This is a genomic window from Bacillus sp. CGMCC 1.60114 (assembly GCF_042676365.1).
Taxonomy (GTDB): domain Bacteria; phylum Bacillota; class Bacilli; order Bacillales; family Bacillaceae_G; genus Bacillus_A; species Bacillus_A rhizoplanae_A.
Genome location: NZ_JBHTHG010000076.1, coordinates 1 through 6459 on the forward strand (window position 1 = coordinate 1; position 6459 = coordinate 6459).

The 6459-nt window shown below is 30.9% G+C and carries 4 protein-coding genes and 2 pseudogenes; 2 read left to right on the top strand and 4 right to left on the bottom strand.

Annotated elements, in window-relative coordinates; translation table 11 throughout:
• The first annotated feature begins 618 nt into the window (after positions 1 to 618).
• On the top strand, positions 619 to 957 hold the full coding sequence (locus ACFQZ1_RS11675) for a DeoR family transcriptional regulator (protein WP_377882346.1): 339 nt from the start codon (positions 619 to 621) through the stop codon (positions 955 to 957).
• Between the two features lie 317 nt (positions 958 to 1274).
• A pseudogene (locus ACFQZ1_RS11680) lies at positions 1275 to 1823 on the top strand (IS6 family transposase); the annotation flags it as partial.
• A gap of 868 nt (positions 1824 to 2691) precedes the next feature.
• On the opposite strand, the gene ACFQZ1_RS11685 reads toward ACFQZ1_RS11680, so the two are convergent.
• From ACFQZ1_RS11685 to ACFQZ1_RS11700, 4 genes and pseudogenes are all read right to left on the bottom strand, one after another.
• Positions 2692 to 3459 carry a TSUP family transporter gene (locus ACFQZ1_RS11685; RefSeq protein ID WP_377882347.1) on the bottom strand — a complete coding sequence of 256 codons (768 nt, stop codon included), beginning with the start codon at positions 3457 to 3459 and terminating at the stop codon, positions 2692 to 2694.
• Positions 3460 to 4029: 570 nt separating this feature from the next.
• Entirely contained in the window at positions 4030 to 4944 is a 915-nt protein-coding gene (locus tag ACFQZ1_RS11690) for a DMT family transporter (protein ID WP_377882348.1), read from the bottom strand.
• Between the two features lie 157 nt (positions 4945 to 5101).
• The gene (locus ACFQZ1_RS11695) at positions 5102 to 5929 is read right to left on the bottom strand and encodes a 2OG-Fe dioxygenase family protein (protein WP_377882349.1); all 828 of its coding nucleotides are present in this window, start codon (positions 5927 to 5929) and stop codon (positions 5102 to 5104) included.
• 344 nt (positions 5930 to 6273) lie between these two features.
• A pseudogene (locus ACFQZ1_RS11700) lies at positions 6274 to 6360 on the bottom strand (IS6 family transposase); the annotation flags it as partial.
• Between the last annotated feature and the right edge of the window lie 99 nt (positions 6361 to 6459).

Genomic DNA, 6459 nt, shown 5'->3' on the forward strand with positions numbered 1-6459 from the left:
ACAGTATGAAGAAAGAATCAAAAATTAGAGAGGTGAAAATTCAATGGATTGTGTTGCTCCCCCATGCCTATCAAACACGTCACAGAATTACATACTATCGTATCCATTTTTAATCAGAAATACAAAAAGAACTTGTAGAAATCACTACAAGTTCTTTTTAGGGTAGGGTAAATCATAGAGCTACATAAACAATCTCATCAGACATACTAACTTAAGGAGAACTGTCTTAATAATTTTATTATATAACAAATATTAACATTTAAAGATTGTAATTTTGAAATTTATGTGAATTATGAAAACAAATTGTACCTTTGAAATAAAATCGTACTGTTTATAAAAGGAGGTACCGTTTTAGAGAAAGTTATACCGTTTACAAAAAAATTGCATCGGTTTATTCCTTTTCGATTAAAGAACTCTATGTGAGTTTTAATCTTTTCATTTTAGAAGGTATTTTGTTTTGTTAGCTTGATGGAGATGTAGCCATACTCCTAAACTATGTTTTAACGAAAACCCAAAAAATTACATTTTCTCAATACCTATTTGTTTCTATTCGTTATATATTTTAGTTAGGTTCCAGTAGTAACCTAGCTAAAATATATTAAACAGGGAGACTGTAATATGGAAACAAATGCACCACAATTAGTAGCAAAGATATTATTTGGACTACACACTTTCTTAAATGGAGACGAAAACCGCTCAAGTGGGAACTTTAGTACTGAGAGCCTTCCTTCAGGTACACAATATTTAAAGTGGGAAGTTGACACTGAGGGTATGGGAGATCCAAATATTGTTCTCTTTAATGTTATGAACCATGTATCTGATGGTACAGATCCCGTTGTTTTTCACGATGTATTAAGTGGTAAGAGAACAAGTATAGTATCAGCAAGATCATTGTATATTGCGAATCCTAAAAATGTAGTTGGAGCATTTACTGTAAATGTATACGCCATTTTTTAATGCAAAAAGAAAGGGATTCTTTATCAGTCATTTTCCTTTTTATTTATCGCAAGTTAGTTGTTTTTAACTAAAAAATCCCTGATAGGGGTTACCATATATGTACATTTCCGGAAAAGAAGGAATAAGAAAAAAGCGACCTTTCTAAACAATCTAAGAAAGGTTTCTTTTTTCTTAGATTGTTTAGAAAGAATAACGTTTTTTTGTACTTAGGGGCAGTGAAAATTCTTAAGTTGATGGATGTGTGGCGATACCCCATTAATAACACCATTTTGGACAAATTGTACATTTAAATACAATTATATTTTCTTTCAATTCTGATGCATCAGTATGGTCCTGAATTAGACAAAAGAGTCCGTCGTCATCTCAAACAAACCAATGACTCCTGGAGAGTCGATGAAACATATATCAAAGTAAACAGCCAATGGATGTACCTGTATCGTGCTGTCGATTCGAAAGGAAGTACCATGGATTTTTACCTAAGCAAAGCAAGAAACCAAAAGACTGCAAAGCGCTTTTTCAAGAAGGCCTTGCAGTCTTTTCATGTTTCAAAACCTCGTGTTATAACAGTCGATAAAAATCCAGCTTATCCTATAGCAATTGAACAGTTGAAAAAAGAAAAAAGCATACCTGGTGGTATGCGACTTAGACAACAAAGGTACTTGAATAACGTAGTAGAACAAGATCATCGTTTTATCAAGAAACGTGTTCGTTCTATATTAGGATTGAAATCATTTTGTACTGCCACTTACATACTGAGTGGTATAGAGGCGATGCATATGATGAAAAAAGGACAAACTCTCCAAGGGGAGAAGTCTGTCCGAAATCAAGTGGACCTCATTCATCAACTATTCGGCCTTCCAGCATAAAATAGATTCTACTAGGAAACTTTTCGCCTCTCTATATCTCTTCTGAAGTATTTGCACCAGAACCATAAAAAAAGGGCAACTTCACCAAAGGGTGAACTATGCCCAAAATGAGGTTGAAGTCATTTATAAGTTATTTAAGTTAGCTGCTTAACCTCAAGGTTAATAGGATATTACTATTCTATGGTTCTAGCGAATTATTTTTACACCAAAACCGAAAAAAGAAACAACCTCTACTATAATTGACGTTGTATGAGCTTAGCTTGATGGCGATGTGTTGCTACCCCATCTAAGAAGTTATAATCAAAATAATAACATTCATACTCTGATTGATTTTTACAAAAGTAACATTTCACTATCTTATCAGTCTTACATACGTGTGGCGTGTTTAAACTTTCAATTCCATTTAAAATATGTTTTTTGCATGTAAACAATACATAATCACCTCTGTCTGATTAAAAATAAAGAATTTTAGTAATATATATAATTACCTAAAATAAAAAAATGGTAATTATATGTAATATTTCCTTTAAAAAAACCATAGGGGTATAATATATTAAAAGAATTTGCAAAGTACTGAAGAAAGTGAAGTAAACAAAAAATAACCCTAAAATCGCCCTTTATTTAATAGATATTCTGGAGTTACTTGACGATTACTTTAAAAAATAAACATTCAAAAGTTTATCTTGATAAAAATTCCAAAACAATTAAAAATAGGTTTTAAAAATGATATGAATAAAGATTTGTTTTTTACATTATGTATAAAAATCAAATCTTTCATTTTCGAAAAATATATTATGCTTATATTTTATCGATAAACCTTTTTCTAAAACTAAACTCACTTTGAGTTTATATTAATCAAAAATAAATTTTAGTGTATATAATCATACATATTTTTTGCTAAAAGTAGGACAGTTACTACAATGAATAGTACACGAATATATCCATGTCCCTTCTTAATCGCAAATCTTGAACCACAAATTGCACCGGCAATTTGTGAAAAACCCATTAGTAGTCCATAAATATAATTGACTTGTCCTAAATACATGAACAATAACAAACTAGCAATATTGCTACCAAAGTTTAAAAATTTTGCGCTCCCTGCTGCCTTTAAGAAATCAAATCCAATCATTAAAAAAGCAAACATTAAAAATGAACCTGTTCCAGGACCTAAAAATCCATCGTAGAAACCAATAAAAAAAATCAAGATAGTAAAAATAATGAAATGGTAAGTAGATAATTTTTTATAGGTAGAAGTATTGCCCCATTCTTTTTTTAAAATCGTATAAATTGCAACAACTGCCAGCATGGTTAACATCAATGGTTTAAGCACCTCAGGATTCGTCAAATGAACAGTCCAGGACCCCAGCATTGAACCGACAAATACAAGTGGAAATAATTTATACACTGATGTTAAATCAATTTTACCAGAACGGTAAAACATAACGGTGCTCGTTAACGAGCCAATTGAGCTAGCTAACTTATTTGTGGCAACGGCTGCTGCCGGATTTAGCCCTAGAAATAACAACGTAGGTAATGTAATCAAACCTCCTCCTCCTACAACAGAATCTATAAATGCAGCTACAAAGCCAGTGACAATTAAAATAATTACCAAGGACGTTTCAAAGTCAAAATGCATTCAATCAACCTTTCTTATACTCAAAACTTAGATAATAAGTACTTGTTAAAGTATCTTTGATTTTCCAATATGGGATTAGGTACACTTAATACTAAAGTTCCAATATAAAGAGCCCGTCCTTTAGCATACAATAGATTTTTTAAAATTTTTCTTAGTTTACGAGATTCGCATTTTTATCGGTGTCTTCGGTGCCCATTAACCTAAAAAACCAACTATCATTTGATATTTTTGATAAAACTGATTAACGATTTTATTTGCTTGTATTGTTTTTTTGTTCTATCATAACCTTTTGCTCCAAATTTAATTTTTCTGCATTCGTCATACGTACCATGCTAGTTCTCTCCTTTTATTTAAAATAAATATTTGCAAATTCTGATTTATCATTTCAATAAAAGAGCTCTCCTTAATTGATAAGGGCCATCATATCATTTCAGAGATTTTATGCATTTCGACATATTTGTTCAGGAAATCTTATGTTTATGGACAAAGGGTAAAAACCCAATAATATCAATGTTTTCTAGCAACAATCGTGTTCATGAAAAAGGGTAAGATTTGGAGTACACTTCAAATTTAAAGTTGAGACTCTTTTTGTACACTTTTAACAGGAATATTTAATTTCATTTTACGATTAGTTATATAGACCCCCATTAATATAAAGGTTAATCCAATGATTAATTTCCAACTTATATTTTCATTTAAAAGAATATATCCCCAGAAAATAGCTGATACTGGCACTAAGTATGTAGATATGGAAGCGAAGTTTGGGCTCCCTTTTTGAATTAAGTAAAAGTAAAGTAAATAGGCTATACCTGATCCAAATGTACCTATTCCAATTAATGCGCCTATATGATGCCATGATATTTTAGTTAAAATTTGAATTGGTTCTTCTAAAAATAGAACTATGACACCACTACATATGCTACCGACTAATAATGTACCTAAAGAAATTTGGAACATGGATATTTCTTTAAGATAACGCTTTGTTATATGGGTTGCTAAACCATAGCAAAAAGTTGCTGTCAACATAGCGAAGAAATTTAAAGAATTTACTGAAAAAACATTAGACAGATGTAAGTCCGAGAGAATTAAAATACCTATGAATCCAATAAATAAACCTATAAGTTGATTGCGATTAGAACGTATACCAAAAAATAAAATTCCTAAAATCATTGTCCATAAAGGTTGGGTTGCATTTAAAACAGAAGCTAAATTACTAGTCATTTTTTGTTCGCTAAAACAAATAAGTGTCCATGGAATTACAGTATTTAGTATTCCTACAGAAATTAAAGGTATAAATGGAATTTTCCCTTTAAAAGATTTGCGGAAAAGTGGTATAAGTACAATAAGTGTTATAGCTCCAAAAGTTGATCGTAAAAATGCTACTACCAAAGGATTAAAATCTGCAACTAAAATCTTGAAAAAATAGAAAGATCCTCCCCAAATAAGACTTAACATAATGAGTGCAAAGTATAATTTACGTGACATTTTTTCCCCTCTTTACTTTTTGATATATATAGCTTTTTTTCTATATATTATATGGATTTATTTTACATAAAATAGAAGGTACAGCCAAGCAAAAGAACCGCCATTAGTATATTGCGGTTCTTTTTAATCGTCATGATTTTATATTACAACTATTTTTTTATTTATTTAAAGGGTTCCAAGATGTACTAATAACATCTCTAATTGCTATCTTAGTCATATCAGTTGGAGTAATTGGGGTAACATCATGTAAACAATGAGCATCATCCCATAATACAGTATCACCAGAATTAAGTAGAGGATTTTGCCAAAAAATCACCTTATCCATGTCAGCAAATATTGAATCTGCACCACTTACATTCTCGCGATTTACTAATAAAATTGAAGCAAAAGAATGTCCATCAGTATGTACGCCTTCAGGTGCGCCATGTCCTTCTTCTTCTGCACTTCCTATAATACGAATTGGATGTACTTCGACCTCCCAAAAACGAGATTTTAAACGTTCATGGGTTGGTATCATATTAAAAAGATTCTTTATGAATGTTTTTAAATAAAGATTATCAATCATTTCCTGTTCAAGAGGTTCAAAAACACGTTGAATATCACCTGCATAATTATTAATCTTAGAACTTTGAAAAAATGGTCTATGTGGAAGAAGCTCAGGTTCATTGCATGTATTATGTGAATCTAATTTAAAGGTTCCAAAACGACGATATCTAAAGGTTGCTCCATTTTGTAAATATGGATCCATAGGTAAATTTTTAAATAGAGATGAAAGCTGTTTAAAACTTGATTGAAGCTCCTTATCCATGCTTGATAATTCACTTGGAAAATATGCAAGAGGATTAGTCTTAGTAAATGCTGGTTCATTACTAACTGACCATAATTGTTTAGTGTTAGTAAGTTGAATTGGTAATCCAGAATACTCTGTCACTGAATAAGAACTGTTACCTTGAATTGCTTGAGGACGGCTTTCAATTGTTTTCATTTCTACACCTCTTCGATAAATTTGTAGTACCAATAATTCAATTAACATTGTCAAATCAAAAAAAACTGATGTTACTCTGAATCAAATTAAATAAATTTATACTTCACCTCCACTTATTTAACTTATATTTCTAAAACTGGAAATATTAAGAGAATTATAGAATTTAATGGAAATAAAATCAATATTCATCTTTTTATAAATATAGTTCTGATAATTCCGAAAATATAAAAGTAATATTACTAACTGCTTGGGGTTCAGCCGAGATACGTGTAAAAATAGGGGTTCTGGTGCAAATACTTAGGAAAGATATAGAGAGGCAAAAAGTTTCCTAGTGGAATCTAGTCTTAAGCAGCAATTCCAAATAGTTGATGGATGAAATTCACTTGATTTTGGACAAACTTATCCAGTAAAACAAGTTGCCCTTTTTGGTTCTGGTGCAAAGATGATTTCAAAAAAACATAGGACATGAATTTCCTATTAACTTACGGATTATGCTGCAATGCCAAACAGTTTATCAATGAATTCTTTTC

What these genes read in the sequence shown, in the direction of transcription:
- ACFQZ1_RS11685 (WP_377882347.1), bottom strand. Translation starts at nt 3,459, where the DNA reads ATGCATTTTGACTTTGAAACGTCCTTGGTAATTATTTTAATTGTCACT.
- ACFQZ1_RS11675 (WP_377882346.1), top strand. Translation starts at nt 619, where the DNA reads ATGGAAACAAATGCACCACAATTAGTAGCAAAGATATTATTTGGACTA.
- ACFQZ1_RS11690 (WP_377882348.1), bottom strand. Translation starts at nt 4,944, where the DNA reads ATGTCACGTAAATTATACTTTGCACTCATTATGTTAAGTCTTATTTGG.
- ACFQZ1_RS11695 (WP_377882349.1), bottom strand. Translation starts at nt 5,929, where the DNA reads ATGAAAACAATTGAAAGCCGTCCTCAAGCAATTCAAGGTAACAGTTCT.